Origin of the sequence: Sphingomonas melonis, assembly GCF_013409985.1 — a bacterium.
In the GTDB taxonomy this organism is placed as follows: domain Bacteria; phylum Pseudomonadota; class Alphaproteobacteria; order Sphingomonadales; family Sphingomonadaceae; genus Sphingomonas; species Sphingomonas melonis_A.
In genome coordinates, this window is record NZ_JACCBY010000002.1 from 729,140 (window position 1) to 752,484 (window position 23,345).

Below are 23,345 nucleotides of genomic sequence, written 5' to 3' on the forward strand. Positions count from 1 at the left end.
ATGGCGACGCAGCCCCGGGTGCGGCGGCCAGACCCGCGTTGAAAGCCCGCCAACGAAAAGGGCGCCGCGCTCGAAAGCGCGACGCCCCGTCGTATCGAACCGCACGATCCGTGCGGGCCGGATCAGCCCTTCTGCGCGACGCCCGAGGCGGCGGCGACTTCGGCGGCGAAGTCGGACGTTTCCTTCTCGATGCCCTCGCCGAGCTGGAAGCGGACATAGTCCTTCAGCACGATCGACGCACCGGCGTCCTTGGCCGCCTTGGCGACGACGTCACTGATCTTGGTCTTGCCGTCCATGACGAACAGCTGGCTGACCAGCGCATGCTCCTTGCGGAACTTGGCGATGCTGCCCTCGACCATCTTGGCGATGATGTCGGCCGGCTTGCCCGATTCCGCAGCCTTCTCGGTCGCGATCGCGCGCTCGCGCTCGATCTCAGCCTCGTCGAGGTCTTCCTCGTTCAGCGCCTTCGGGAAAGCGGCGGCGATGTGCATCGCGAGCTGCTTGCCGAGACCCTGGAGCACCTCGTCCGACGCGTCCGATTCGAGCGCGACGAGCACGCCGATCTTGCCGAGGCCCGGCGACGCCTGGTTGTGGACGTAGGAGACGACCGCCCCCTTCGACACTTCGAGGCGGCGCGCGCGGCGCAGCGACTGGTTCTCGCCGATCGTGGCGATGTTGTTGGTCAGCACCTCGGCGACCGTCGTGCCCGACGGCATCGCTTCGGCCTTGATCGCTTCGATATCGTCGCTGGTGGCGAGCGCGATCTGGGTCACTTCGCGGACGAACTGCTGGAACTGGTCGTTCTTGGCGACGAAGTCGGTTTCCGAGTTCACCTCGACCGCGGCGCCCTTGGTGCCGGCGGTGGCGACGCCGACGAGGCCCTCGGCGGCGGTGCGGCTCGACTTCTTCTGCGCGGCGGCCAGGCCCTTGGTGCGCAGCCAGTCCAGCGCGCCGTCCATGTCGCCCGACGTCTCGTTGAGCGCCTTCTTGCAATCCATCATGCCCGCGCCGCTCTTCTCGCGCAGGTCCTTGACCATCGCTGCGGTGATTTCAGCCATGTTGCATAATCCTTGTTCTGAATGTGGTTACGGGCGAGGCAGGGCGCCGGGTGTCCCGCGCCCTACCCCGCCCGCATGACGGTTCGACGACGCGCGTTACGCGTCGATCTGGCGCTCTGCCTCGGCGCCCGCACCCTCGACCGTGCCGGCAGCCTGCTGCTCGGGCTCGGGGGTCGGAACGGTCAGCGCTTCCTCGACCGGGGCAACGTCCTGCGCGCCGAGGTCGACGCCGCGGCGCGACTGCTGCTCCTGGTTGCCGCGCGTCGCCGCGATGGCGATCGCCTCGCAATACAGGCGGATGGCGCGGCTGGCGTCGTCGTTCGCCGGCACCGGGAAGGCGATGCCGTCGGGCGAGACGTTCGAATCGAGGATCGCGACGACGGGGATGCCGAGCGTGTTGGCTTCCTTGATCGCCAGCTCTTCCTTGTTCGCGTCGATCACGAACATGACGTCGGGCACGCCGCCCATGTCGCGGATGCCGCCGAGGCTGAGCTCGAGCTTGTCCTTCTCACGGGTGAGCTGGAGCACTTCCTTCTTGGTCAGGCCGTGCGTGTCGCCCGAGAGCTGCTCTTCGAGGCTCTTGAGGCGCTTGATCGAGTTGCTGATCGTCTTCCAGTTGGTGAGCATGCCGCCCAGCCAGCGGTGGTTGACGAAATGCTGGCCCGAACGGCGCGCCGCATCGGCGACGGCGTCCTGCGCCTGGCGCTTGGTGCCGACGAACAGCACCTTGCCGCCGCTGGCGACCGACGACGAGACGAACTCGAGCGCGCGGGCGAAGAGGGGAACGGTCTGCGACAGGTCGAGGATATGGACGCCGTTACGGTCGCCGAAGATGTAGGGCTTCATCTTCGGGTTCCAGCGGTGGGTCTGGTGGCCGAAGTGCGCGCCGGTCTCGATAAGCTGCTGCATGGTGACGACGGGAGCCGCCATAGGATAAGTCCTTCCGGTTAATGCCTCTGGGAAGCGGATGACGCGGACCTTGCGGCCACACGCACCGGGCTATGATGCTTCCCATGCGGGGTTTTGAGGGTTGCGCCCTTAGCCGGCGCCGGCGCGGAACGCAAGATGTTCCGCCACGGTTGACAAGTGGAACACAGGTGGAACATAAGGCGTCCAGACAGTGGACACGGTGAGTCTAACCCAGTTTAGCGGCGCTGCGGCAAAGCGAAATCGGCGAATATGGACACAGCGCGGAACTCACTGATTAAACAATGGTTAAGCGAGTTATCCACAGGTTGCTCGCGCACCTGCGAGGGAGTCGGTTCGATGGTTGCAGTCGTCAGTGTTCTCGTTTTTGCCGGTGCGTTCGCGGTCGCCGCCGGCGTCATCGCCGCGACGGTCGCACCGCAATGGCAGCGGATCGTCCGCCTTGCCTCCGGCCATGTCGAGCCCGCCTTCGCGCCGCTGTCGCAGCTCGCCTCGGCCGAGCGCCGCATCGCCGTCAGGCGCTGGGCGTCGGCTCCGGTTCCCGCTGGCGTTCGCCGCCTGCGCGCTGCCGCCTGACCTTTGCATAACTGGCGACGCTGAACGGGATCGTGATCAGGTAACCGACACAGATCGCGCTCAGCGTATGCCACGGCGCCGACACCAGCGCCGCGCCGAGCAGCACGACGCCGGCGATCGCCTCGAACCGGATCGTCCGGCGCAGGCGCAGCGAGCCCCAGGAGAAGGTGGCGACGCTCGACACCATCAGCAGCGCGATGAACGCGACCCAGATCGCCACCAGATACGGGTTGGCGAAGGCCGGCTGATCGGTCCAGAACCAGAAATAGAGCGGCAGCATCGCAAGGCCCGCCCCGGCCGGCGCGGGGACTCCGGTGAGGAAGCCCGCCGATTTGTGCGGCTGGTCGTCGGCGTCGATCGCGGCATTGAAGCGCGCGAGGCGCAATGCGCAGAACACTGCGAGGATCAGCGCGCTGATCCAGCCGAGCCGCGGCAGCGCCGCAAGCGACCAGAGGTACATGATGAGCGCGGGCGCGACGCCGAACGAGATCGCGTCGGACAGCGAATCGAGCTCGGCGCCGAAGCGGCTCTCGCCGTGCAACATGCGCGCGATGCGGCCGTCGAGCCCGTCGAGCACGCCGGCGATCATGATCATCGTCACCGCGCTCTGCCATTCCCCGCCGATCGCGAAGCGCACGCCGCTGAGGCCCGAGCACAGCGCGAGCGCGGTGACGGCATTGGGGGCGACCGCGCGCAGCGGCAGGCCACGCGGGCGGCGGGGCAGACGACGCGGCAGGCGGCGGGCGGGATCGGGGGTGGAGTCGCGCGGTTCCATTACTGGGCGATGCCGGTGACAGGCACGCCGCCGACGCGGCCGATCACCGTCTCGCCGGCGATCGAGCGCTGGCCGAGCGTCACCTGCGGGATGATGTCGTCGGGCAGGAAGACGTCGACCCGGCTGCCGAAGCGGATCAGGCCGATGCGCTGGCCGGTCGCGACCATGTCGCCCGGCTTGACGAAGGGGACGATGCGGCGCGCGACCAGCCCGGCGATCTGGGTGAAGCCGATGCGGCGCCCGTCCCGCCCCTCGACGACGATATGCTGCCGCTCATTCTCGTCCGACGCCTTGTCGAGGTCGGCGTTGAGAAACTTGCCGCTGATATAGACGACCTGGCGGATCGTGCCGGCGATCGGGGTGCGGTTGATATGGACGTCGAACACCGACATGAAGATCGACACGCGGGTCAGCGGCGCCTCGCCGAGTTCGCCGACCAGCTCGCGCGGCACCGCGACCTTCTGGATCATCGTGACGAGCCCGTCGGCCGGCGCGATGATGAGGCCGTCGCCGACCGGCGTGGTGCGGATCGGATCGCGGAAGAAGGTCAGCACCCAGACGACGACGCCGAGCAATGGCCAGAACAGCACCTTGGTGACGATCGTCGCGAGCAATGTGATGCCGAGCGCGATGGCGGCGTATTTATGGCCTTCGGGATGGACCGAGGGAAAGCGCCACTTCACCGTGGTCGTCGGCAGCGGGCTGGTCGGGGGCTTTTCGAGCGATGGCATAACCACGGGGTGTAACCGTGTCGTTCATGCAACACAATGTTTTGCCGTCGCGATGATCCGGCTCGCGGCTTCGCGCGTCCCGCCAATCCGCCCGAGACGGTTGATCCCCTGCCCGCTTGTGCCTAGACGGCGGGGCAAATCTCCCTCCGGCAGGAAGCGCATATGGCCAAGATTCAGGTGAAGAACCCGATCGTCGAGATCGACGGCGACGAGATGACGCGGATCATCTGGGAATGGATCCGCGAACGCCTGATCAAGCCCTATCTCGACATCGAACTCGACTATTACGATCTCGGCATCGAAAACCGCGACGCGACCGAGGACAAGGTCACCGTCGACGCCGCCAAGGCGACGCAGCGCCACGGCGTTGCGGTCAAGTGCGCGACGATCACCCCCGACGAGCAGCGCGTCGAGGAATTCGGCCTCAAGAAGATGTGGAAGTCGCCGAACGGCACGATCCGCAACATCCTCGGCGGCGTCGTCTTCCGCGAGCCGATCGTGATCAAGAACGTGCCCCGCCTGATCCCGGGCTGGACGCACCCGATCGTCGTCGGCCGTCACGCCTTCGGCGACCAGTATAAGGCGACCGATTTCCGCGTTCCGGGTCCGGGCAAGCTGCGCCTCGTCTTCGAGGGCGAGGACGGCACGCTGATCGACGAGGAGGTGTTCCAATTCCCCTCGTCCGGCGTCGCGATGGGCATGTACAATCTCGACGATTCGATCCGCGATTTCGCGCGCGCGTCGATGCACTACGGCCTCAACCTCAAGTGGCCGGTGTACCTGTCGACCAAGAACACGATCCTCAAGGCCTATGACGGCCGCTTCAAGGACCTGTTCGCCGAGGTGTTCGAGGCCGAGTTCAAGGACAAGTTCAAGGAAGCGGGCATCGTCTACGAGCACCGCCTGATCGACGACATGGTCGCCTCGGCGCTCAAGTGGAACGGTGAGTTCGTCTGGGCCTGCAAGAACTATGACGGCGACGTCCAGTCGGACCAGGTGGCGCAGGGCTTCGGCTCGCTCGGCCTGATGACCTCGGTGCTGCTGACGCCGGACGGCAAGACGGTCGAGGCGGAGGCGGCGCACGGCACCGTCACGCGCCACTATCGCCAGCACGAGCAGGGCAAGGCGACCAGCACCAACCCGATCGCGTCGATCTTCGCCTGGACCGGCGGCCTCAAGTATCGCGGCAAGTTCGACGACACGCCCGAGGTGACCAAGTTCGCCGAAACGCTGGAGCGGTGCTGCATCGAGTGCGTCGAGAACGGCCAGATGACCAAGGATCTCGCGATCCTCATCGGTCCGGACCAGCCGTGGATGACCACCGAGCAGTTCTTCGAGGCGGTCCGCGCCAACCTCGAGCAGAAGATGGCGAACTGGGGCTGATCCCCCTCGCCTGAGCCGATCGGGGGCTCGGACGCTCAGGCGTCCGGGCCCTTTTTCGTAAGGCCGGCGACGAACAGCGCGAGCGCGGCGCGCGCCGCCTCGGCCTCGGGTGGCAGGCGGCGGTCGAGTACCAGCATCGCGAAGCCATGGACCAAGGCCCAGGCGGCCATCGTCGCGGTCGCGGCGGTGGCGGGACAGAGCGTCGCCACCCGCGCGGCGAGCACGGCATAAGCATCGCCGTCGGCGGCAGCATCCGGGCTCACCATGGCGCGAGCGGCGATCGTATCGGTGAACATCAGCCGGAACAGACCGGGATGCGCCTGCGCGAAGGCGATATACGCCAGCCCCTGTTCGACCAGCGCCTGCGCCGGCCCGCCGGCGAGGCCGTTCGCGTCGGCAGCGACCAACGCCTCCCGCAGCAGCGCGAAGCCCTCGGCAGCGACCGCACCGAGCAGCGCCGCCTTGTCCGGAAAGTGGCGATAGGGCGCCATCGCGGACACGCCGGCCGCGCGCGCAACGGCGCGAAGCGACGGATCGTGATCGCCGGAGTCGAGCAGCCGCATCGCATGATCGATAAGCGATCGGCGGAGCGCAACCGGTGCGGTCATCGCTGTTTACAGTGTAAGCACGTCATGGTAGCTTACACTGTAAACATGGAGGCCGGACGATGCAAATGGCAGGCAACGGGAACAGCGTACGCGCGACGGTGGATCTCTCCGGCTATCCCGATCTGGTGATGGTCTTGCTCGGCTTTCGGGTCGGCAGCCTGCGCGGCATACCGGCGCTGCTCCGGATCGGGCGCGGGCTCGGCGAGGTGGCGCGGCACCCTCCCGAGGGGCTGTTGCGGCACGAACAGATGCTGCTTGGCTGGAACCACGTCGGCATGCGGCAATATTGGCGCGATCTCGACAGCCTCGGCCGGTTCACCCACTCGGCGCCGCATAGCGGCTGGTGGCGCGATTTCCTCGCCGACCGGCACGGCTGCGGCTTCTGGCACGAAGCCTATAGCGCACGCGGCGGCGTCGAGGCGATCTATGTCGGTATCGATACGCCGATCGGCCTCGGCGCCTTCGCCCCGCCGCGACAGCCGGAGGGGCCGTTCCTGTCGAGCCGCGACCGGCTGGCGGCGGATGCGCGCGGGCGCACCATCGCGGCATGACAGGTTCATCATCCCGGCGTCCGCCGGGATGATATGGATCATCTGATGACGAGGATCACGCGTTGTCGTTGACGCTACCCTGGCCTTCGCCGTGGTTGCCGTAACCGGCGCCCGATTCCTCGGTATCGGCATTCTCGGTCGGCGCAAGCGGGTCGATCGTGTGGTCGTTCTCGGCCTGATCGTCGGGGCGGTTGGGATCGGTCATCGTCTGTCCTTCTGCAACACGGGTACGGGGCCAACCGACGGCTGGCCCCGGTCGTTCCCTCAGTGGCTCGCCGTCTCGCCGGCGGCACGCAGGCCAGCGTATTTGCGTGTTATGCCAGGCAGGCTTTCCAGCACCCAGGTCGCCATCCGCTGCTCTTCCGACAGCGACTCGCGCAGCAAGCCTTGCTGGCTGGTGAAATTGCCGAGTTCGGCCAGCGTCAGCAGGCCGGTGTAGCTGGCGATCTCGAAATTCTCGAACGCGTAATTGGCGAAGCTGTTCTTGAGGATCTCGTCCGGCGCGAAGACGTGCGCGATCGCCGCCATATTGCCGGTGATGCTGAGACCAAGGTCCTTGATCGCCGACGGCCGCGCGTCGAAACCGGCGAGGATCTCGTCGATGCGGCTGATCTGCTGCTCCGTTTCTCCGCGGTGGAGGCGCAGCATCTCGGCGACCTCGGGATAATTCTCCAGATGGTCGAGCTGGCGGTCGATCAGCGCGAGCGCCTGATGCTCGACGCCATGCGCGTTCTTGAGCCCGGTGACGAACAGTTCCTGCGCGATATCCTGGGTGGGGGCGGTGGTGGCCATGATCATGTCTCCTGCGGGGGTTGGCCGTTCAACGGCCCGCACGCCGCAGGGATGCGATAAAACGTCCTGATCTGAGTTAGTTGATCCGGCGGTAGACGGTGATGCCGAGATCGTGGGCGACCGCGCGATACTGGCGGGCGAGCGCGCGGCGGACGAGGACGGCCGCCGGCCGGTCGACCGTGCGCGGATCGACGCCGACGGCGATGACCGCCGGGCGTGCGGCGAGGATGCGCGCGGTCTCGGCGACCGGGTCGATGCCGATCGCACCTGCCTCGCTCACCTCGGCGAGATGGGCGGGAAATGGGTAGCGCGTCGGCAGGCAGGAGCGCGTCGCATTGTAGAGCAACGGCGAGGCCTGAAAGACGAACAGGCACCCCTGCCCCCGCGCATGATCGATCCGCTGCGCCAGTGCGGCGACCCGAGCGCGGGCGCCGGTCGTCTCGCCGCCGTGCGGATAGCCGCTCATCAGCAACAGCGTGGTGCCGGCGATGGCGGCGAGCCACCGCGGCGGCCAGCGGTCGAGCGCGACCGCCGCCGCCACCGCGATCGGCACGAGCAGCGGCAGCGTATAATGGTTGAAATAGGGGGGCACGAGCGCCCAGCCCGCCACCGCGGCTGCCAGCCAGCCGATCAGGAATCCGTCGGGGCGCCGGACGAGGCCGCGGATCGCGAGCCCCATAGGGACGAGCAGCACGACGCTCTGGCCGGCGAGCCGCGCGGCGATCGGCTCCCCGGGGTTGATCCGGCGCAGGAAGATCGATTCGACATTGGCGAACCACCAGGCGTCGCCATGGCCGATCGCGGCATAGCCCGCGGCGGCAAAAATCGTCGGCAGCGATGCGGCCACCGCAAGCAGCATCGCCTCGCCCGCCAGCCGCGCGGGGCTGCGCGAGCGCTGCCAGCTCGCGACGAGCAACGCGATGCCGAGGAAGGCGCCTTCGAAGACCGCGGTTGGCTTGATCTGCAACGCGATGCCGACGAGCAGCATCGCGGGGATCGCGGCGCGACGGCGGCCAGCGAGCGTGTCCCATGCGAGCAGCGCCGCGCCGACGATCGCCAGATTGTAGAAGACCGGCGACTGTCCGCCTCGCCCACCGAGCAGGTCGAGCCAGACGAGATAGAGCAGGCCGGCGGCGAGCGCGCCGCCAGGGCGCGCGACGCGGCGCGCGGCGGTCGCGATCAGTCCGGCGGTCGCCGCGGCGGCGGCCAGCGCGAGCAGATGATAGGCCACGAGGGGGTTGCCGGGCAGACCGCGCACGGCCGCCGCGATCAGGAACAGGCCGATCGGCTTGCGGTCCCAGATATCGACATAGGGGATCGCCCCGTCCCACATCCGCTGGCCGACCAGCAGGTACATCTGCTCGTCGATATCGAGGAGCGGATTGCCGACATCGGGCAGCCGCAGCGCCACCGCCGCGAGGATCAGGATCAGCCAGGTCAGGCGCTGCGTCATGCAGCACCGCCATGGCAGCAAGTTGGTTAGCGGCGCGCTAACGCGATCAGAACAGCTCGCCCTGCGGCCCGGCGGGCGGGCGGAACAGATCGGTGCGCAGCGGCGCACCGCGATGGCCAAGGCCGTGCTTTCGACAGGCGATGCGGAAGCGGGTGCGCATCAGTTCGGCCCAGGGGCCGGCACCCTGCATTCGGGTGAAGAAGTCGGGATCATTGTCGCGCCCGCCGCGCAGCGACTGGATGATGCTCATCACCTTGCCGGCGCGGTCGGGGAAATGCTCGTCGAGCCACGCCCGGAACAACGGCGCGACCTCGTGCGGCAGGCGGACGGGGATGAAGAAGCAGGATCGCGCCCCCGCCTCGGCGGCGCGCTCGACGAGATGTTCGAGTTCGTGATCGGTGATCGAGGGGATCACCGGCGCGATCGAGACATAGACGGGCACCCCCGCGTCGGCGAGCGCGCGGACCGCGCGCAGGCGGCGTTCGGGATGCGGCGCACGCGGTTCAATCGTTGCAGCGATCCTGGGATCGAGCGAGGTGATCGACATGGCGACGCCGGCGAGCCCCTCCGCCGCCATCGCCCCGAGCAAATCGATATCGCGTGTCACCCGGTCGGACTTGGTGGTGATGGTCAGCGGGTGGCGGGTCTCCGCCAGCACCTCGATGATGCCGCGGGTGATCCGCCAGTCGCGCTCGATCGGCTGATAGGGATCGGTATTGGTGCCGAGCGCGATCGGCGCGACGACATAGCCGGGCTTGCGCAATTCGGCGCGGAGCAGGTCCGCGGCCTGCGGCTTGGCGAACAGGCGCGACTCGAAATCGAGACCGGGCGACAGGTCGTGATAGGCGTGGGTCGGCCGTGCGAAACAATAGATGCAGCCGTGCTCGCAGCCGCGATACGGGTTGATCGAGCGATCGAAGAATACGTCGGGCGAGCTGTTGCGGCTGATGATCGTGCGCGGCTGTTCGATCGTGACGCTGGTGCGCAGCGGTGCGGGGCTGCCGTCGATATCGTCGCGCGCGTCGAGCCAGTCGCCATCCGCCTCGACCTGCGGCAGGTTGAAGCGGCGGCTTTCGGTATTGACCGTGGCGCCGCGGACGGCGCGTTTGACGAGCGGCTTGGCCATTGCGCGATGGTAGGCCGCGGATTAGAACATAGCAAGAACATGATGGGAGAGAGGCAATGGCGCGGTTGAACTATCTCGAACTGCCGGTGGCGGATACGGAGCGGGCCAAGACATTTTATGGGTCGGCGTTCGGCTGGGCGTTCAGCGATTTCGGGCCGAGCTATGCGGCGACGACCAGTGGCGATACCGATATCGGCTTCCAGTCCGATCCGGCGCAGCGGACCGCGGCGGCGCTGCCGGTGATCGAGGTGGCGGATATCGACGCGGCGCTCGCCGCGGTCGAGGCCGCGGGCGGGCGGGTGACGATGCCGGTGTTCGCCTTTCCCGGCGGGCGGCGGTTCCACTTCGCCGATCCGGATGGCCATGAGCTGGCGGTGATGCAGGTCGACGCGGGTTAGGCCCGTTTTTCACGGACCGGCTGAGCCACGCGTCCGTCATGCCGGACTCGTTCCGGTATCCACCGGTCCGCAGGAGCAAAAGGCGTTGAGCTTGCGGACCGGTGGACCCCGGAACACGTCCGGGGTGACGGGTAGTTTGGAGTGACGTCGGCACCCCCCCGACTTGCGCTTACGGTCGCGGAGCGATCACCGCTCCATCAGCCGCGGCATCAGCTCAACGAAATTGCAGGGCCGGTGGCGGCTGTCGAGCTGGTCCTGCAGGATACCGTCCCAGCCGTCCTTCACCGCGCCGGTCGAGCCGGGCAGCGCGAAGATATAGGTGCCGCGCGCGACACAGGCGCAGGCGCGTGACTGGACGGTGCTGGTCCCGATCTTGGCATAGCTGAGGTAGCGGAACAGCTCGCCGAAGCCGGGGATCATCTTGGTGGCGACGCGCTCGACCGCCTCCGGGGTGACGTCACGCCCGGTAACGCCGGTGCCGCCGGTGGTGACGACGCAATCGACCCCCTCGTCGTCGATCCAGCGGTGGAGCTGCGCGACGATCGCCTCGATATCGTCGCGCAGGATGACGCGGTCGGCGAGCACATGGCCCGCCGCCGTCAGCCGCGCGACGAGCGTGTCGCCCGAGCGGTCCTCGGCCAGCCCGCGCGTGTCGGAGACGGTCAGCACCGCGATGTGGACCGGGCGGAAGGTGAGGCTGGTGTCGATCGGCATGGCTCAGCCCACCGAGCGCAGTTGCGAGGCGACGCGATCGAGCGCGACATCGCTGATTCCGGGGATCGCCTGGATCGTCTCGACCAGCTCCATGTCGAGCAGGAAGTCGCGCCCCAGCAGCACCGTCGCCTCGCCCTCCTCCACCGGGATACGGGCGCGCACCTCACCGCGGGCGCCGCGATGGTGGGCGAGCAAGGTCGACAGCGCCTCGAACGCGGTAGCGTGCGCGACCTTCGCCTCGATCGTGAAACGCGCGATCGAGGCGAGCCCCTCGAACGGCTGGATGCGCTTGACCGAGACGCGCGGCGTCTCCTCGCCGGGGCGGCGGTCGAGCTCGACGGTGATCAGCCCGCAGCCGCCGCAGCGCGCGGCGTCCTCCAGCTCGGCGGCGACCGAATCGTCGAAACAGGTGGCGACGAACTGGCCGCTCGCATCGGACAGCGTCGCCATCATATAGCGCTTGCCGCGCGCCGAGGTGCGCCAGCGCGCATCCTCGACCAGCACCGCCATCGTCGCGCCGGCGCGGGTGCCGTCCTCGGGGATGTTGAGTTCGGTCAGCGCGACATATTGGCGGGCGCCATGCATCTTGGCGAGGTGCGTGTGGCGATCGACGGGATGCGCCGAGAAATAGAAGCCGAACGCCTCCTTCTCCTGCTCCATCGCCTCGGCCATCGACCAGCGCACGCCTACGGGCAGCTTGATCGCGTCGCCGGCGACATCCTCGGCACCGAACAGGCCGTGCTGGCCGCTGGTCTTGCCCTCGTGCGTCCGCGCGGCGACGGCGAGGATCGTCTCGGCGACGGCGTGGATGCCAGCGCGATTGGGATCGAAACTGTCGAACGTGCCGCTCGCCGCCAGCGTTTCGAGCTGCCGCTTGTTGATGAGGCGCGGATCGACGCGGGTGGCGAGATCGTCGATGCTCTTGAACGGGCCGTTGGTGCTGCGCTCGACGACGAGCTTCTCCATCGCCCCCTCGCCCACCGACTTCAGCGCGGCGAGCGCGTAGCGGACGGCGAGGCCGCCGTCCTCGGTCACCTCGACGTCGAATTCGGCGTCGCTCTTGTTGATGTCGGGGCCGCAGATCGTCACGCCCAACCGGCGCATGTCGTCGACGAAGATGCAGAGCTTGTCGGTCTGCGCCATGTCGTAGCACATCGACGCGGCGTAGAATTCCTCCGGGTGATGCGCCTTCAGCCACGCCGTCTGATAGGCGAGCAGCGCATAGGCGGCGGCGTGGCTCTTGTTGAAGCCATAGCCGGCGAACTTGTCGATCAAGTCGAACAGTTCGTTCGCCTTGGCCTTGGGGATGCCGTTCACCTTGGCGCAGCCCTCGACGAAGATCGCGCGCTGCGCGTCCATCTCCGCCTTGATCTTCTTGCCCATCGCGCGGCGCAGCAGATCGGCGCCGCCGAGCGAGAAGCCGGCGAGGATCTGCGCCGCCTGCATCACCTGTTCCTGGTAGACGAAGATGCCGTAGGTCTCGGACAGGATCGGTTCGAGCAGGTCGTGCGGATAGACGATCGGCTCGGTGCCCTGCTTGCGGCGGCCGAAGCTCGGGATATTGTCCATCGGGCCGGGGCGGTAGAGCGAGACGAGCGCGATGATGTCGCCGAAATTGGTCGGGCGCACCGCGCTCAGCGTGCGGCGCATGCCCTCCGATTCGAGCTGGAACACGCCGACCGTGTCGCCCTTCTGGAGCAGTTTGTAGACCGCATCGTCGTCCCACAGCAAGGCGTCGAGATCGACGGTGATACCACGCTTGGCGAGCAGCTGCACCGCCTTCTTGAGCACCGACAAGGTCTTGAGGCCGAGGAAGTCGAACTTCACCAGCCCCGCGCCCTCGACATACTTCATGTCGAACTGGGTGACGGGCATGTCCGACCGCGGGTCGCGGTAGAGCGGCACGAGCTGCGCGAGCGGCCGGTCGCCGATCACCACGCCGGCGGCGTGCGTCGAGGAATGGCGCGGCAACCCCTCAAGCTTGGTGGCGAGGTCGAGCAGGCGGCGGACCTGATTGTCGTTGGCATATTCCTTCGCCAACTCGGGCACGCCGTTGAGCGCGCGCTTGAGGTCCCACGGATCGGTCGGATGGTTGGGGACCAGCTTGGCAAGGCGATCGACCTGGCCATAGCTCATCTGGAGCACGCGCCCGGTGTCCTTGAGCACCGCGCGCGCCTTCAATTTACCGAAGGTGATGATCTGCGCGACCTGATCGCGGCCGTATTTCTCCTGCACGTAGCGGATGACCTCGCCACGCCGGGTTTCGCAGAAATCGATGTCGAAGTCGGGCATCGAGACGCGTTCCGGGTTGAGGAAGCGTTCGAACAGCAGACCGAGCTTCATCGGATCGAGATCGGTGATGGTCAGCGCCCAGGCGACCACCGAACCGGCGCCCGAACCACGCCCCGGCCCCACGGGAATGTCGTGATCCTTCGCCCATTTGATGAAGTCGCCGACGATCAGGAAATAGCCGGGGAAGCCCATCTGGACGATGACGTCGACCTCGAAGGCGAGCCGCTGGCGATAGGCGTCGCGCCAGTTCGGGTCATCGGCAGGCTGGGTGCCGAGCTGCTCGATCCGGTCGAGCCTTTTTTCCAGCCCCGCCGCCGCCTCGGCGCGCAGCATCGCCGCCTCGCCCTCGCGGTCGCCGGCGAGGCTGGGCAGGATCGGCTTGCGATAGGGTGCCATCACCGCGCAGCGCTGGGCGACGACCAGGGTATTGTCGATCGCCTCGGGCAGGTCGGCGAACAGCTGCCGCATCGTCTCGGCGGGCTTGAGCCAGGCGTCGGGACAGGAGCGGACGCGATCCTCGCTCTCGACATAGGTCGAATGGGCGATGCACAGCATCGCGTCATGCGCGTCGAGGAAGTCGCTGTCCGAGAAGCAGCAAGGGTTCGTCGCGACCAGCGGCAGGTCGCGCTCATAGGCGAAGTCGACCAGCGCCTGTTCGGCCGCCTCTTCGATCACGTCGCCACGGCGGGCGAGCTCGATATAGAGGCGGTCGGGGAACAGTGCCTGCAACCGGTCGAGATAGGCGGCGGCCCGGTCGGGCTGGTCCTCGTGGATCAGCCGAGCGAGCGCGCCCTCGCCGCCCGCGGTCAGCGCGATCAGCCCGTCGCTGCGCCCTTCGAGCGCGGCGAAGTCGACATGCGCCGGCAGTTCGATCGGACGTTCGAGATGCGCGAGGCTGACCAAAGCGCACAGATTGTCATAGCCGCGCTCGTTCTGCGCATAGAGCGCGATCCAGTCGAGCGGCGCGGCGACGCCGTCGGGCATGCCCGGCCGCGCGACGCACAGCATCGTCCCGATCACCGGCTGGACGCCGTCCTTCTTGGCGGCGTCGGAAAAGGCCATTGCGGCATAGAGGCCGTTGCGATCGGTGAGGCCGGCAGCCGGAAAGCGCATCGCCTTGGCCTGTTTGGCGATCGCCTTGGGCTCGATCGCCCCGTCGAGCATCGTGTAGGACGAGAAAATGCGGAGCGGTACGAAACCGGAATGAGCCATTGCGGGGACTTAGCCGCTCCACCCTGATTCGAACAGGCCATGCCGGGGAACCGGTCGTGGATAACTCCGTTACGCGGGCACAACGGAGGAGGTTACGTCAATGTCGGACACGAAAGCATTCACCGATCCGCTCGCGCCCGCATCCGCCGGGGCCGGCTGGGGCTGGATCCTGGCCTATGGCGTGCTGTCGATCGTGCTGGGGATACTTGCCTTTCTCAACCCGTTCGCGGCGACCTATGCGGCGACGCTGGTGATCGGCGCCTTCTTCATCGCCGCCGGCCTGGTGTCGCTTGCCGCCGGCTTCGCGGGCAAGGATCACGAGGGGCGCGGCTATGCGATCGGTTTCGGCGTGCTGTCGCTCGTCATCGGCCTGCTGATGGCCTTCGCGCCGGGGACCGCCGCGATCTCGCTGACGCTGCTGGTCGCGATCTGGCTGGGCATCCGCGGTGCGCTCGAAATCGGGCTCGGCGCCCGGTTCAAGCGCGGGCGCGCGCTGATGATCGTCCTCGGCGTCGTCAACATCCTGCTCGCGGTCTATGTGCTGATCACGCTGCCCTGGTCGGCGCTGACGCTGCCGGGTTTCATCCTGGGGATCAGCTTCCTGCTCGGCGGCGTCACCTCGGTGGCCGCGGCGATCAACCACAAGAAGGGCGCAAAGCCCTTCGCCGCCCCGGAGGTGTGAGGGCAGCACCCCAGTCCCCCCGTCCACCCGTCACCCCGTCACCCCGTCACCCGTCACCACAGTGTACCCGCCCCCCGTCACCCCGGACTTGTTCCGGGGTCCACTCTGCGGCGGGGAGGAGGGCTTGAGACGGCACCGTTCTCTTGCGGCCCGGTGGACCCCGGAACGAGTCCGGGGTGACGGGTGGGGGGATGAAAGCGTTGCGGCCAAAGCCGGATTACAGCAGCGCCTCGATCTCGCCAGCGATATCCTCGGGCTTGGTCGTCGGCGCGTAGCGGCGGACGACCTCGCCCTGGCGGTTCACCAGGAACTTGGTGAAGTTCCACTTGATCGCCTTCGAGCCGAGCAGGCCGGGCGCCGCCGCCTTCAGCCGCGCGAACAGCGGATCGGCCCCTGCCCCGTTGACCTCGACCTTGGCGAAGACCGGGAAGGTCACGTCATAGGTCAGCGAACAGAAGCTCGCGATCTCGGCGGCATCGCCGGGCTCCTGCGCGCCGAACTGGTTGCAGGGGAAGCCTAGGACTTCGAAACCGCGGTCCGCAAAGCGGCGGTGCAGCGCCTCCAGCCCCGTATATTGCGGCGTGAAACCGCATTGCGAGGCGGTGTTGACGATCAGCAGCACCTGCCCCGCCCAGCGATCGAGCGGGATCGGCGCGCCGTCGGCACCGGTCACAATCAGGTCGGTGATCGCGGTCATGCGTGCCTCGCGAGCAGGAAGTGGAGGTTCTGCTTCACCCCAGGCCATTCGCGGTCGAGGATCGAATAGACGACGGTGTCGCGCAGCCGCCCGTCCGCCATCTGCTGGTGCCCGCGCAACACGCCGTCCCGCTTCGCGCCGAGTCGTTCGATCGCCGTCTGGCTGCGCGTGTTGAGCGAATCGGTGCGGATCTGCACGCACTGGCAGTCCATCGCCTCGAAGGCGTGGGTGAGCAGCAGCAGCTTCGCCTCGGTGTTGACGCCGGTGCGCTGCACCGCCTTGGCGTAGAAGGTGCCGCCGACCTCCAGCCGGCGATGCGCCGGCGCCATGCGCATATAGCGGGTGGTGCCGACCACCTGCCCCGCCGGGTCGCACACCGCGAACAGCAGCGCGCGGCCGAACGCCTGCTGCGCGAAGGAGGTGTCGAGCCAGCGGTCCGGCTGCTTGAGCTGCGACACGTTGGCGTAGAAAGTGTCCCACAGGTCGCCCGCCGCCGCGACGGCGACGAGGGCGTCCACATCGTCGCGCACCAGCGGCCGCAGCGTGACGTGACGCCCGGTCAGCGTCGGCGTCTCGGCCCACAATGTCACGTCAGCACGCCCTCGTGCAGGCGGACGACGCGGTCCATCTTCTGCGCCAGCCGCTCGTTGTGCGTCGCGATCAGCGCCGCCGAGCCCTCGCCGCGCACCAGCCGCAGGAATTCGGCGAGGACGACGTCGGCGGTATGTTCGTCGAGATTGCCGGTCGGCTCGTCGGCGAGCACCAGCGCCGGGCGGTTGGCGAGCGCGCGGGCGACGGCGACGCGCTGCTGCTCGCCGCCCGACAGCTGGCTGGGCCGGTGGGTCAGGCGATGACCGAGGCCGAGCGCGGTGAGCAGCGACACCGCGCGGTCGTCCGCCGGCTTGCGCTCGGCGCCGTGGACGAGCTGCGGCAGCACGACATTCTCGGTCGCGTTGAAGTCGGGCAGCAGATGGTGGAACTGATAGACGAAGCCGAGCCGGTCACGGCGCATGATCGTGCGGCCATGCGCGTCGAGCTTCGCCGCCTCCTCGCCGCCGATCATGATCGAGCCCTGGAAGCCGCCCTCGAGCAGGCCGACCGCCTGCAACAGCGTCGACTTGCCCGAGCCCGACGGACCGACGAGCGCGACGATCTCGCCCGGCGCAACCGACAGGTCGACGCCGCGCAGGACGTGGATCGTCTCCTCGCCCTGGCGGAAGCTGCGGGTCAGGCCGGTCGTGCGGAGGACGTCATTCATAGCGCAGCACCTGTACGGGATCGGTGCTCGCCGCCTTCCACGCCGGATAGAGCGTGGCGAGGAAGCTGAACACCAGCGCCATCACCGCGATGATCAGGATCTCGACCGGATCGGGCTTGGACGGCAGTTCGGTGAGGTACCGGATCGACGGATCCCACAGGTTCTGCCCGGTGACGAGCTGGACGAGGTTCACCACCGCCTGCCGGTAGAAGAGGAAGACGAAGCCGAGCACCAGGCCGGCGAGCGTGCCGAGCGCGCCGATCGTGGTGCCGACCACCATGAAGATGCGCATCAGCCCGACCCGCGTCGCACCCATCGTGCGCAGGATGGCGATGTCGCGCGTCTTGGCGCGGACCAGCATGATCAGCGACGACAGGATGTTGAACACCGCGACGAGGATGATGATCGACAGCACGGTGAACATCGCGACGCGCTCCACCTCCAGCGCCTGGAACAGCTGCGCGTTCATGCTGCGCCAGTCGGCGATCACCGCGCCGCCGCGCAGCCGGTCGGCGAGCGGCGCGAGGATCGGCGCGACCCGGTCGGGATCGGCGGTCTGCAATTCGATCTGGCTGACATTGTCGCCGAGCAGCAGCAGCGTCTGCGCATCCTCGATCGGCATGATCACATAGGCCTTGTCGTAATCGTACAGGCCGATTTCGAAGATGGCACCGACGGTATAATTGACGATCCGCGGCACCGTGCCGAACGGCGTCGCCTGCCCCTGCGGGTTGAACAGCGAAATCTCGCTGCCGACCTGCGCGCCCAGCGCCTCCGCCAGGCGGGAGCCGATCGCGATCCGGCCATTGCCGGGGGTGACGCCGGCGAGCGTGCCCATGACGATCTTGCTGCCGATCACGGGCTTGACGTCGGCCATGCGGACGCCGCGGACCAGCACGCCTTCGGCCCGGCCGTTGTAGGTCGCCGCCAGCGGCTGTTCGACCATCGGCGTCGCCGCGGTGACGCCCGGCGTCCGGCGCGCCTCCGCGACGATCTCGCGCCAGTCGGGCAGGCGGCCGCCGACGCCCTGGATCACCGCATGGCCGTTGAGCCCGACGATCTTGTCGAACAGCTCGGCGCGGAACCCGTTCATCACGCTCATCACGATGACGAGCGCGGCGACGCCGAGCATCACCGCGACGAGGCTGATCGAGGCGACCAGGAAGATGAACGCCTCGCCCTTGCCCGGGAGCAGGTAGCGCCGGGCAATCATCCGTTCGTAGCGTGAGAGGATCATGGCCGGACCTCTAGGTGACGTGCGAGTCACAAGCAACAAATGTTGCGGATTCGACACAGGGTTTCGCCAATCGATTCCGCCCCTCCACATAGCCGGTGACAAAGCCGGCAGTGCTGCCTAGCAAAGACTTACTGACACACAGGCAACGGCCGTGGTTCGGGGAATAGCGGAAGGGCAGCGCAGCGAAACAACGCGCGATTGCCGGGAAGCGACCTAAGGGGGCTGACGAGTTTCTCGTCACGCAGGCGCCCGGATCGGCAACGGTCCGGGCGTTTGCTTGTCCGCCGCATATTTAGTCCGGTGCGTAGCCGGGCAGAGGACGGGAGCTTCCAATTCGCGCCCCCTGTCCGGCGATCCTGGTTATCGCAGATCAATCCTGAACCGGGTCATAACGCGGACCGATTTTCTGCCGCTTCGCATCTATTTATTGGTGCGCGACGACGCCAGGCCGCGCGAAGGGCACGAGAAATCCGGTTCGCGCTCCCCCTTCGTCATCCCGACGCAAGTCGGGACCCATGGATGCGATGACGGCAACGATGTGCGCCACCCACGCAATCACCATGCCCATGGGCCCCGGCCTTCGCCGGGGTGACGAACAATAGCGCGCCGGCAGGACGGATCACGGCATCATCCAACCCCTGCCCCAGCGTCCTGCGCCGCTCCCGTGTCTCCTAAGGCCCGATCGACATTCAGCCCAATTCCGCCCACCAGAGCCGAACTATCGCCTATGGCTCCGGTGATGAGGCTCGACCGGCTTCCCCCTCGTACCCGTCACCCCGGACTCGTTCCGGGGTCCACCGGGCCACAAGAGAACGGCATCCCCTCAAGCCTTGCTCCTCGCCGCAGAGTGGACCCCGGAACACGTCCGGGGTGACGGGATGGGATTGGAAGGCGGCGGACGCAAGCGAACGTCCATGGCCGATAGCCCCGCCCTAATGGGGAGGAGTGTTCCCCGGAGCTTGCATGTCGATCCCGCCTAGAACCGCTTCGACACCGTCAGGCCATAGGTGCGTGGATCGCCGGGCTGGCCGACGATCAGCCCGGTGTTGCCCGACTGGGTCGACAGCAGCTCGAAATACTTCTGGTCGAACGCGTTGCGCACCCAGCCGAAGACGTTGAAATCGTTCTTGCGATAGCCGGCGCGGACGTTCGACAGCGAATAGCCCTCGATCCAGGTATAGGCCGACGGCGACGGGTTGGACGAGAAGCGCGACCGGTAATTGCCGTCATAGCCGACATAGACCTCCCCGCCCGAGCCATCGACCGGCACGTTATATTCGCCGCCGTAGGAGAAGGACCATTTCGAGATGCCCGGCAGGCGCTGGCCTGAGATGTCGCATTGCGCCGGGCTGTACGACGGCTGGCTCGCGCTGCCGGCCTGACCGGCGGGGCTCGCCGGATTGGCCGTCGTCGCCGCGCTGCCGCCGGACAGTTCGGGCGGGCATGGCGCGTTCTTGAAGTCGACATATTTGGCGTCGGTGAAGGCCCCGCTGACGTAGAGGTTAAGCCGCTTGCTCGGGCGGAAGCTGGTGTCGAACTCGACGCCGCGCGACCGGACCTTGCCGGCATTGGCGAGATAGCCGCGGATCACGTTGATCGCATTGTTGTTCACTGTCGCCTGATAGTCGGACACGTCGGTCCAGAAGCCGGCGAGGTTGAGCGTCAGACGGCGGTCGAGGAACTGCGTCTTGAGGCCGATCTCGTAATTGTTGACCTTCTCGGGCTTCACCGTCTGCGTCGAAAGATCGACGCCGGTGTTGCTGGCGTTGAGCGGCAGACCCGACAGGTTGATCCCGCCCGATTTGAAGCTGCGCGCATAGGTGGCGTAGCCGTGAATCTCGGGCGCGAAATCATAGGAGACGGTGATGTCGCCCGACGTGTTCCACGCGCTGAACTTCGGGCTGTAGCGCTGCGGCGCGAGCGTGTTGATCTGGTTCTGGAAGGTCGTGCGCGCCGCCGTAGTGGGCTGCGCGGCGAGCAGCGCCCCGACATTGTCGGCGGTCGCGGTGAAATTATACTGGCTGTTGGCGATGCTCACGACCGATTCGTAGAAGCCCGACTTGCGGTCGTAATTGACGCGCAGCCCCGGCTGGATGTGCAGCGCGTCGGTCAGCGCCCAGTTGAGCTTGCCGAACACCGCGAAGCTCGTGTTGTCGAAGCTGATCGTGTTGGTCGAGGTCAGCCCGTTGAGGACATTGGGATTGTTCGCGTCGGTGCCCGACAGCAGGAAACGGCTCGCCGCCGGCCCCTGCACCTGCGACCCCTGCGTATCGATCGTCTGGTGGAACAGGAAGGCGCCGACCGTATAGTCTAGCCGGTTGGTGCCGTTCGAGGCGAAGCGGAATTCCTGCGACACCTGCTTCTGCTGCGACGGATTCTGCGAGACGGTGGTGATCGGCAGGCCGGTGAAGTCGCGATCGTTCTGCGGCTGCCAGTCCCAATAGCGCCACGCGCTGACCGAGGTCAGCGTCGCCGGGCCGACGTCCCAGTCGACGACGAGCGAGGCGCCGCCCACCTCCTGCCGCGAATTGATCGCGGCATCGAGGTCGGTGCGCCGGTCGAACGGATCGCGGTTCGGCGGCGCGTAGTTGAGCGCCGCCGCCAGCGCGTCATATTGCCGCGCGATCGGCCGCTGCGTGGTGCCGACCCGCGCATAATATTGCACGCAGCATTCCGGGTTCTGGACGTTGAAGTCACCGGACAATGTGAAATGAAGCGCGTCGGTCGCGTTCCACAGCAGCTGTCCGCGCACGCCGAGGTTGCGCTGGCGGTGCAGGTCCTGCCGCGAGGTCACGTCATAGATCGTGCCCTTGCGCGTCGTCGCCGAACTCGACAGCCGCAGCGCGACCGTGTCCGACAGCGGCCCCGATACCGATGCCTTGGCCTGGACGAAGTCGTAATTGCCGATGCTGACCTCTGCCCTGCCCTCCGGCGTGAAGCTCGGCGGGCGGGTGGTGACGTTGAGCGCGCCGGCGGTGGTGTTCTTGCCGTATAGCGTCCCCTGCGGGCCGCGCAGCACCTCGACCCGGTCGACATCGACGAAGTCGAAGGTCGAGGCGCCGATCCGGCCGATATAGACGCCGTCGACATAGAAGCCGACGCCCTGCTCGATCCCGTCATTGGTCAGGCCGAACGGCGCGCCGAGGCCGCGGATGTTGATCGCCGAATTGCGCGGGTTGCTTGAGAAGAATTGCAGCGAGGGCTGCTGCTGCTGGAGCCGGTTGACGTTGAACGCGCCGGTCTTGTCGATATCCGCGCCGCCGACGACCGACATGGCGATCGGCACGCGCTGCACCGATTCGGCGCGGCGGCGGGCAGTGACGAGGATCTCGCCGCTCGCCGGGGCGGTGGCGGTGGCGGTGGCGGTGGCGCCGGGCTGCGCGTCCGGCCCGGCGGCGGCGGCTACCGGCGGCGCCCCCTCCTGCTGCGGTTCCGCGGTCGCGGCGGTGGCGGCAGCGGCCTGGCCGGCGAGAAGAAGGGCGAGCGTCAGCGACATGCGGTTTCCCTGATGTGATTTTGCCGTAAACTCCACTGGTTTGGGGGATGTTCAAAGATGGAGATGCTTCGCGGCGGCAAAGCGGGGCTTCGGCATCGGCCGGAGAAAAATGCCGCCGCGGCCGCTGCGGCCCCTCTTGAACCGGCGCGGCGACGATCCAAAATCGGCGGCGCACGGTGCCGCCAGCGGGCCGTGTGCCGGCATTGCCAGACCTGTGCCAGAGCTGTGGATGCCGTCGTTCAACTCGCTTCTTGTGGAGGATTTGACATGCGACTCGACCTGACCCCCTATCGCCGCTCGACCATCGGTTTCGACCGCCTGTTCGACATGCTGGAAAGCAACGCGCGCGCCGCCACCGCGGAGAATTACCCGCCCTTCAACCTCGAACGCCTTGCCGAGGATCGCTACCGCATCACGCTCGCGGTCGCCGGCTTCTCGCGCGACGAGATCGAGATCACCGCGCAGCAGAACCTGCTGCTGGTCTCGGGCAAGAAGGACGAGAAATCGACCAATGCGAACTTCCTGCACGTCGGCATCGCCAACCGCAGCTTCGAGCGCCGCTTCGAACTCGCCGACTTCGTCTTCGTCGAGGATGCCCGTCTCAACGACGGCCTGCTCGTGATCGACCTGGTCCGCGAAGTCCCCGAGGCGATGAAGCCGAAGACCATCGCGATCAAGACCGGCGCACCGCTTTCCGCGGTCGAGAACAAGACCGACGTGGCCGAAGCCGCGTAATGGTTGGGGCGTCCGGGCCGGCGGGCCCGGGCGTCCTTGCTATGTCAGGCCGATGCGCCTTCCGCCGCCCGGCGATCCGCGCTGGCGACATGGTTGCGCAGCACCCGATTGATTTCCGTCTGATACCCTGCGCCGGCGGCGTGATCCTTGAACCAGGCAACGATATCCGCATCGAGCCGCAAGGTCACCGGCTGCTTGACCGGCCGGTAAAGCCCCGGGCGGACCGCATCGCGCCACGCCGCCGCGGGTGCCTCCGGAATGTCGACGGTATCGATCGATTCGTCTGCCAGCGCCGCAAGCTGCTCGGCCTCGCGCTGCAAGGCGGCATCAAGTCGCGTCTTCTTCATATCGCCTCCTTTCATGACGCGTCGCACGGCGCGCGCCGATGATCCGCACCCGGTCCGCGTCCTCCCCATCGGGGTACATATGGACGACGACCAGCAGGACGACATGACCGACCATGCCAATCGCATGATACCGACGCTCTCCATCGGTCACGCGATCTGGCACGATCACATGCAACGGGTCGTCCCAGACCGCCTGCGCCAACGCGAACGACACGCCATGCTTCGCGACATTCGCTGCCGCCTTGGCCGGGTCGAACTCGAAGACCGTCATGCCGTACAGGAATGTACGTACACAAC

24 protein-coding genes are annotated in these 23,345 nt (G+C 67.2%); 6 read left to right on the forward strand and 18 right to left on the reverse strand.

What is annotated here, in order from left to right; translation table 11 throughout:
- Positions 1-122: 122 nt before the first annotated feature.
- Both tsf and rpsB read right to left on the reverse strand, forming a co-directional pair.
- Positions 123-1,058, reverse strand: coding sequence for a translation elongation factor Ts (tsf, locus tag HD841_RS09980; protein ID WP_179508688.1), 936 nt, complete (start codon positions 1,056-1,058; stop codon positions 123-125).
- Between the two features lie 96 nt (positions 1,059-1,154).
- Positions 1,155-1,988, reverse strand: coding sequence for a 30S ribosomal protein S2 (gene rpsB, locus HD841_RS09985; protein WP_179508689.1), 834 nt, complete (start codon positions 1,986-1,988; stop codon positions 1,155-1,157).
- Between the two features lie 336 nt (positions 1,989-2,324).
- Here rpsB and HD841_RS09990 point away from each other — a divergent pair, with 336 nt between their 5' ends.
- Positions 2,325-2,561, forward strand: a complete 237-nt coding sequence (locus HD841_RS09990; RefSeq protein ID WP_179508690.1) for a hypothetical protein — start codon at positions 2,325-2,327, stop codon at positions 2,559-2,561.
- On the opposite strand, the gene HD841_RS09995 is transcribed toward HD841_RS09990, so the two are convergent.
- Positions 2,500-3,336: a CDP-alcohol phosphatidyltransferase family protein gene (locus tag HD841_RS09995; protein WP_179508691.1), complete on the reverse strand. Its 837-nt coding sequence runs from the start codon at positions 3,334-3,336 to the stop codon at positions 2,500-2,502. The two genes, HD841_RS09990 and HD841_RS09995, sit on opposite strands and share 62 nt — an antisense overlap.
- Positions 3,336-4,067, reverse strand: a complete 732-nt coding sequence (locus HD841_RS10000) for a phosphatidylserine decarboxylase (RefSeq protein ID WP_179508869.1) — start codon at positions 4,065-4,067, stop codon at positions 3,336-3,338. The genes HD841_RS09995 and HD841_RS10000 overlap by 1 nt, the downstream gene beginning before the upstream one ends.
- Before the next feature lie 162 nt (positions 4,068-4,229).
- Between HD841_RS10000 and HD841_RS10005 the strand changes: the two genes are divergently transcribed.
- A complete protein-coding gene (locus HD841_RS10005) occupies positions 4,230-5,450 on the forward strand; it encodes an NADP-dependent isocitrate dehydrogenase (RefSeq protein WP_179508692.1) in 1,221 nt (406 codons plus the stop codon).
- Positions 5,451-5,485: 35 nt separating this feature from the next.
- Here the strand turns inward: HD841_RS10005 and HD841_RS10010 are convergent, their stop codons facing one another.
- Positions 5,486-6,058: a TetR/AcrR family transcriptional regulator gene (locus HD841_RS10010; RefSeq protein ID WP_179508693.1), complete on the reverse strand. Its 573-nt coding sequence runs from the start codon at positions 6,056-6,058 to the stop codon at positions 5,486-5,488.
- 65 nt (positions 6,059-6,123) lie between these two features.
- On the opposite strand from HD841_RS10010, the gene HD841_RS10015 reads away from it, so the two are divergent.
- Positions 6,124-6,609, forward strand: coding sequence for a DUF4188 domain-containing protein (locus HD841_RS10015; RefSeq protein ID WP_257015396.1), 486 nt, complete (start codon positions 6,124-6,126; stop codon positions 6,607-6,609).
- Between the two features lie 55 nt (positions 6,610-6,664).
- On the opposite strand, the gene HD841_RS10020 is transcribed toward HD841_RS10015, so the two are convergent.
- The 4 genes from HD841_RS10020 to HD841_RS10035 form a co-directional block, all read right to left on the reverse strand.
- Positions 6,665-6,814 (reverse strand): hypothetical protein, encoded by a 150-nt coding sequence (locus HD841_RS10020; RefSeq protein WP_179508695.1) that lies wholly within the window; start codon positions 6,812-6,814, stop codon positions 6,665-6,667.
- A gap of 59 nt (positions 6,815-6,873) precedes the next feature.
- Positions 6,874-7,401: a ferritin-like domain-containing protein gene (locus tag HD841_RS10025; RefSeq protein ID WP_179508696.1), complete on the reverse strand. Its 528-nt coding sequence runs from the start codon at positions 7,399-7,401 to the stop codon at positions 6,874-6,876.
- Positions 7,402-7,477: 76 nt separating this feature from the next.
- Positions 7,478-8,854, reverse strand: a complete 1,377-nt coding sequence (locus tag HD841_RS10030; protein ID WP_179508697.1) for a hypothetical protein — start codon at positions 8,852-8,854, stop codon at positions 7,478-7,480.
- A gap of 46 nt (positions 8,855-8,900) precedes the next feature.
- The gene (locus tag HD841_RS10035; protein WP_179508698.1) at positions 8,901-9,980 is read right to left on the reverse strand and encodes a PA0069 family radical SAM protein; all 1,080 of its coding nucleotides are present in this window, start codon (positions 9,978-9,980) and stop codon (positions 8,901-8,903) included.
- A 56-nt stretch (positions 9,981-10,036) separates the two neighbouring features.
- Here HD841_RS10035 and HD841_RS10040 point away from each other — a divergent pair, with 56 nt between their 5' ends.
- Entirely contained in the window at positions 10,037-10,378 is a 342-nt protein-coding gene (locus HD841_RS10040; RefSeq protein WP_179508699.1) for a VOC family protein, read from the forward strand.
- Positions 10,379-10,564: 186 nt separating this feature from the next.
- Here the strand turns inward: HD841_RS10040 and moaB are convergent, their stop codons facing one another.
- Positions 10,565-11,092 carry a molybdenum cofactor biosynthesis protein B gene (moaB, locus tag HD841_RS10045; RefSeq protein WP_179508700.1) on the reverse strand — a complete coding sequence of 176 codons (528 nt, stop codon included), beginning with the start codon at positions 11,090-11,092 and terminating at the stop codon, positions 10,565-10,567.
- A 3-nt stretch (positions 11,093-11,095) separates the two neighbouring features.
- Positions 11,096-14,596 (reverse strand): DNA polymerase III subunit alpha, encoded by a 3,501-nt coding sequence (gene dnaE / locus HD841_RS10050; RefSeq protein WP_179508701.1) that lies wholly within the window; start codon positions 14,594-14,596, stop codon positions 11,096-11,098.
- A gap of 100 nt (positions 14,597-14,696) precedes the next feature.
- Here dnaE and HD841_RS10055 point away from each other — a divergent pair, with 100 nt between their 5' ends.
- Positions 14,697-15,278, forward strand: a complete 582-nt coding sequence (locus HD841_RS10055) for an HdeD family acid-resistance protein (protein WP_179508702.1) — start codon at positions 14,697-14,699, stop codon at positions 15,276-15,278.
- A 217-nt stretch (positions 15,279-15,495) separates the two neighbouring features.
- On the opposite strand, the gene HD841_RS10060 is transcribed toward HD841_RS10055, so the two are convergent.
- From HD841_RS10060 to HD841_RS10080, 5 genes are all read right to left on the reverse strand, one after another.
- Positions 15,496-15,975, reverse strand: a complete 480-nt coding sequence (locus HD841_RS10060; RefSeq protein ID WP_179508703.1) for a glutathione peroxidase — start codon at positions 15,973-15,975, stop codon at positions 15,496-15,498.
- Positions 15,972-16,565: a GNAT family N-acetyltransferase gene (locus HD841_RS10065; RefSeq protein ID WP_373562985.1), complete on the reverse strand. Its 594-nt coding sequence runs from the start codon at positions 16,563-16,565 to the stop codon at positions 15,972-15,974. Before HD841_RS10065 ends, HD841_RS10060 begins: the two co-directional genes overlap by 4 nt.
- On the reverse strand, positions 16,562-17,233 hold the full coding sequence (locus tag HD841_RS10070; RefSeq protein WP_038659931.1) for an ABC transporter ATP-binding protein: 672 nt from the start codon (positions 17,231-17,233) through the stop codon (positions 16,562-16,564). The genes HD841_RS10065 and HD841_RS10070 overlap by 4 nt, the downstream gene beginning before the upstream one ends.
- Positions 17,226-18,470, reverse strand: coding sequence for a lipoprotein-releasing ABC transporter permease subunit (locus HD841_RS10075; protein ID WP_179508704.1), 1,245 nt, complete (start codon positions 18,468-18,470; stop codon positions 17,226-17,228). Before HD841_RS10075 ends, HD841_RS10070 begins: the two co-directional genes overlap by 8 nt.
- A gap of 976 nt (positions 18,471-19,446) precedes the next feature.
- The gene (locus HD841_RS10080; RefSeq protein WP_179508705.1) at positions 19,447-21,966 is read right to left on the reverse strand and encodes a TonB-dependent receptor; all 2,520 of its coding nucleotides are present in this window, start codon (positions 21,964-21,966) and stop codon (positions 19,447-19,449) included.
- Positions 21,967-22,233: 267 nt separating this feature from the next.
- Here HD841_RS10080 and HD841_RS10085 point away from each other — a divergent pair, with 267 nt between their 5' ends.
- A complete protein-coding gene (locus HD841_RS10085) occupies positions 22,234-22,701 on the forward strand; it encodes an Hsp20 family protein (protein ID WP_179508706.1) in 468 nt (155 codons plus the stop codon).
- Positions 22,702-22,745: 44 nt separating this feature from the next.
- On the opposite strand, the gene HD841_RS10090 is transcribed toward HD841_RS10085, so the two are convergent.
- Positions 22,746-23,048 carry a BrnA antitoxin family protein gene (locus HD841_RS10090; protein ID WP_179508707.1) on the reverse strand — a complete coding sequence of 101 codons (303 nt, stop codon included), beginning with the start codon at positions 23,046-23,048 and terminating at the stop codon, positions 22,746-22,748.
- Entirely contained in the window at positions 23,029-23,319 is a 291-nt protein-coding gene (locus HD841_RS10095; RefSeq protein ID WP_179508708.1) for a BrnT family toxin, read from the reverse strand. Before HD841_RS10095 ends, HD841_RS10090 begins: the two co-directional genes overlap by 20 nt.
- Positions 23,320-23,345: the final 26 nt, after the last annotated feature.

Coding starts and splice junctions, on each gene's coding strand:
- tsf (WP_179508688.1), bottom strand. CDS start 1,058: ATGGCTGAAATCACCGCAGCGATGGTCAAGGACCTGCGCGAGAAGAGC.
- rpsB (WP_179508689.1), bottom strand. CDS start 1,988: ATGGCGGCTCCCGTCGTCACCATGCAGCAGCTTATCGAGACCGGCGCG.
- HD841_RS09990 (WP_179508690.1), top strand. CDS start 2,325: ATGGTTGCAGTCGTCAGTGTTCTCGTTTTTGCCGGTGCGTTCGCGGTC.
- HD841_RS09995 (WP_179508691.1), bottom strand. CDS start 3,336: ATGGAACCGCGCGACTCCACCCCCGATCCCGCCCGCCGCCTGCCGCGT.
- HD841_RS10000 (WP_179508869.1), bottom strand. CDS start 4,067: ATGCCATCGCTCGAAAAGCCCCCGACCAGCCCGCTGCCGACGACCACG.
- HD841_RS10005 (WP_179508692.1), top strand. CDS start 4,230: ATGGCCAAGATTCAGGTGAAGAACCCGATCGTCGAGATCGACGGCGAC.
- HD841_RS10010 (WP_179508693.1), bottom strand. CDS start 6,058: ATGACCGCACCGGTTGCGCTCCGCCGATCGCTTATCGATCATGCGATG.
- HD841_RS10015 (WP_257015396.1), top strand. CDS start 6,124: ATGGCAGGCAACGGGAACAGCGTACGCGCGACGGTGGATCTCTCCGGC.
- HD841_RS10020 (WP_179508695.1), bottom strand. CDS start 6,814: ATGACCGATCCCAACCGCCCCGACGATCAGGCCGAGAACGACCACACG.
- HD841_RS10025 (WP_179508696.1), bottom strand. CDS start 7,401: ATGGCCACCACCGCCCCCACCCAGGATATCGCGCAGGAACTGTTCGTC.
- HD841_RS10030 (WP_179508697.1), bottom strand. CDS start 8,854: ATGACGCAGCGCCTGACCTGGCTGATCCTGATCCTCGCGGCGGTGGCG.
- HD841_RS10035 (WP_179508698.1), bottom strand. CDS start 9,980: ATGGCCAAGCCGCTCGTCAAACGCGCCGTCCGCGGCGCCACGGTCAAT.
- HD841_RS10040 (WP_179508699.1), top strand. CDS start 10,037: ATGGCGCGGTTGAACTATCTCGAACTGCCGGTGGCGGATACGGAGCGG.
- moaB (WP_179508700.1), bottom strand. CDS start 11,092: ATGCCGATCGACACCAGCCTCACCTTCCGCCCGGTCCACATCGCGGTG.
- dnaE (WP_179508701.1), bottom strand. CDS start 14,596: ATGGCTCATTCCGGTTTCGTACCGCTCCGCATTTTCTCGTCCTACACG.
- HD841_RS10055 (WP_179508702.1), top strand. CDS start 14,697: ATGTCGGACACGAAAGCATTCACCGATCCGCTCGCGCCCGCATCCGCC.
- HD841_RS10060 (WP_179508703.1), bottom strand. CDS start 15,975: ATGACCGCGATCACCGACCTGATTGTGACCGGTGCCGACGGCGCGCCG.
- HD841_RS10070 (WP_038659931.1), bottom strand. CDS start 17,233: ATGAATGACGTCCTCCGCACGACCGGCCTGACCCGCAGCTTCCGCCAG.
- HD841_RS10075 (WP_179508704.1), bottom strand. CDS start 18,470: ATGATCCTCTCACGCTACGAACGGATGATTGCCCGGCGCTACCTGCTC.
- HD841_RS10080 (WP_179508705.1), bottom strand. CDS start 21,966: ATGTCGCTGACGCTCGCCCTTCTTCTCGCCGGCCAGGCCGCTGCCGCC.
- HD841_RS10085 (WP_179508706.1), top strand. CDS start 22,234: ATGCGACTCGACCTGACCCCCTATCGCCGCTCGACCATCGGTTTCGAC.
- HD841_RS10090 (WP_179508707.1), bottom strand. CDS start 23,048: ATGAAGAAGACGCGACTTGATGCCGCCTTGCAGCGCGAGGCCGAGCAG.
- HD841_RS10095 (WP_179508708.1), bottom strand. CDS start 23,319: ATGACGGTCTTCGAGTTCGACCCGGCCAAGGCGGCAGCGAATGTCGCG.